3 protein-coding genes are annotated in these 1,660 nt (G+C 28.8%); 1 reads left to right on the plus strand and 2 read right to left on the minus strand.

Going from position 1 to position 1,660, the window contains the following annotated elements:
- Nucleotides 1-201 precede the first annotated feature (201 nt).
- Nucleotides 202-375, plus strand: coding sequence for a transposase (locus tag ACQCX0_RS04255; protein ID WP_462562938.1), 174 nt, complete (start codon nt 202-204; stop codon nt 373-375).
- Here the strand turns inward: ACQCX0_RS04255 and ACQCX0_RS04260 are convergent.
- Together ACQCX0_RS04260 and ACQCX0_RS04265 are read right to left on the minus strand one after the other, a co-directional pair.
- Nucleotides 311-844, minus strand: coding sequence for a DNA methyltransferase (locus ACQCX0_RS04260; protein WP_462562939.1), 534 nt, complete (start codon nt 842-844; stop codon nt 311-313). The two genes, ACQCX0_RS04255 and ACQCX0_RS04260, sit on opposite strands and share 65 nt — an antisense overlap.
- A 104-nt stretch (nt 845-948) precedes the next feature.
- On the minus strand, nt 949-1,356 hold the full coding sequence (locus tag ACQCX0_RS04265) for a DNA methyltransferase (protein WP_462562940.1): 408 nt from the start codon (nt 1,354-1,356) through the stop codon (nt 949-951).
- Nucleotides 1,357-1,660 lie beyond the last annotated feature (304 nt).

The raw sequence follows: 1,660 nt of genomic DNA on the forward strand, positions 1-1,660 counted from the left end.
TAGCTTCCTTAATATTCCAAGAATTATAAATAACTCCATTGTAGAACTTAGAAGAAATATCTTGTTTTGTTATACTTAGCACATCTTCTATATCTATTTCTAATTCTTTGGTATTTTCTTTGGATATAAACACTAAATAGTTGTCTTTTATACTAACCCTTATATACTAATATTGTGAAGTATTACTAATAAAGGTTAGCTATGAATATTATACAAGCTTTTAAGCAGTTTCCAACACAAGAAAGTTGCATAGAGTATTTAGAAAAGAAAAGATGGGGTGATAAGCCTATTTGTTCTTACTGTGGTAGTCTTAAAGTATCAAAAAAACAAGAAATTTTAAATCACCATAAATACCATGATCCCCACTTTTCTTAGGATTAGGCATATCACCTAGCTTTCTAATTAACCAATCTTGTTTAGCAAAAGCATCTAGTTTATCATATTCTAATTTTGTTTCTGGGCTTCCATCTATAAATTCGTAAGTATCTTTATCTACATATAAATGGTTAGTTAATCTATCTATCATTACATCGGTAGCATCGTAAGAAATGTCTACACCAATCCAATTTATCTTATTTTCGATAGCACTAGCAATAGTCGTGCCACATCCACAAAAATGGTCTAAAACTATACCATTTTTAGGGCAATTTGCTTTGAGTATTCTCTTTAATAATGCTATTGGTTTTTGTGTAGGGTAACCTAAACGTTCTTTTTCCATTGCATTTAATGCTTGAATATCTGTCCATACATCCATAGGTAACTTATCTAATGTGGTAGCTCTTGTTGCATTAGCATTTCCAGAATTAATCCTTTTTAAAACTTCTTCTGTTCTTTTTATTTTAATGTCGTTAGGATTGAATTAGTAATTATTATAGTCTTTGCTATACCATAAAAGTATGTCATGTTTTTTAGAAAACCATCTTTTGCTTGCCCCCCTGTTTGATAGTGCTAAACAATTTCATTTCTAAAATTTTCACGTCCAAAAATTCCATCCATAATAATTTTCACATAGTGACTAGCTGTATGGTCACAATGATAATATATAGAACCTGTATCTTTTAGTATTTTTTTCATTAATACAAGGCGTTCAGTCATATAGATAAGATAAATTAACATTTTCTTATCTTCTATATTGCCACTTTGTAAAGGTGCAATCCACACTTTAAGAAAGCTCTTTACAAGGTCGGATAATTCATCCATTGTATCAATAAGATTTTCAAAGTTTAAAAGCATTTGCCTACTTTGTGAATTATATTCCCACATATTATGAAAGGCTTTAGCTTGAGCAGTAACACCCATAGTACTATAGATTATATTATAAGTACGAGAGCTATTAAACGGAGGGTCTAAATAGATTCAATCTACCTTAACACCATCATTAATAAGATTAGTTAACGCTTCTTTACAATCAGAACGTATTAATAAGTTTTTATTCATATCTCTATGATAATATATGAATATTAATACTTATATAATATTGTCAAGCCTTAAAGTGAACAATCCGTAATAAAAAACCCAAAATATCCTCCACCATGCATAATAAGGTAGTAGTAAAATGAAGATTAGTAGAAAAAAGCTTGCTACTCTTATTGCTTACAAATATAATAATATAGCTATGAACCATTAACTATTTAATGGTAATAATAATAATTTTTTTCTT

Source organism: Candidatus Hepatincolaceae symbiont of Strigamia maritima (genome assembly GCF_055505085.1).

Excerpts from the sequence above, each read along its gene's own strand:
- ACQCX0_RS04255 (WP_462562938.1), top strand. The coding sequence starts at position 202 with ATGAATATTATACAAGCTTTTAAGCAGTTTCCAACACAAGAAAGTTGC.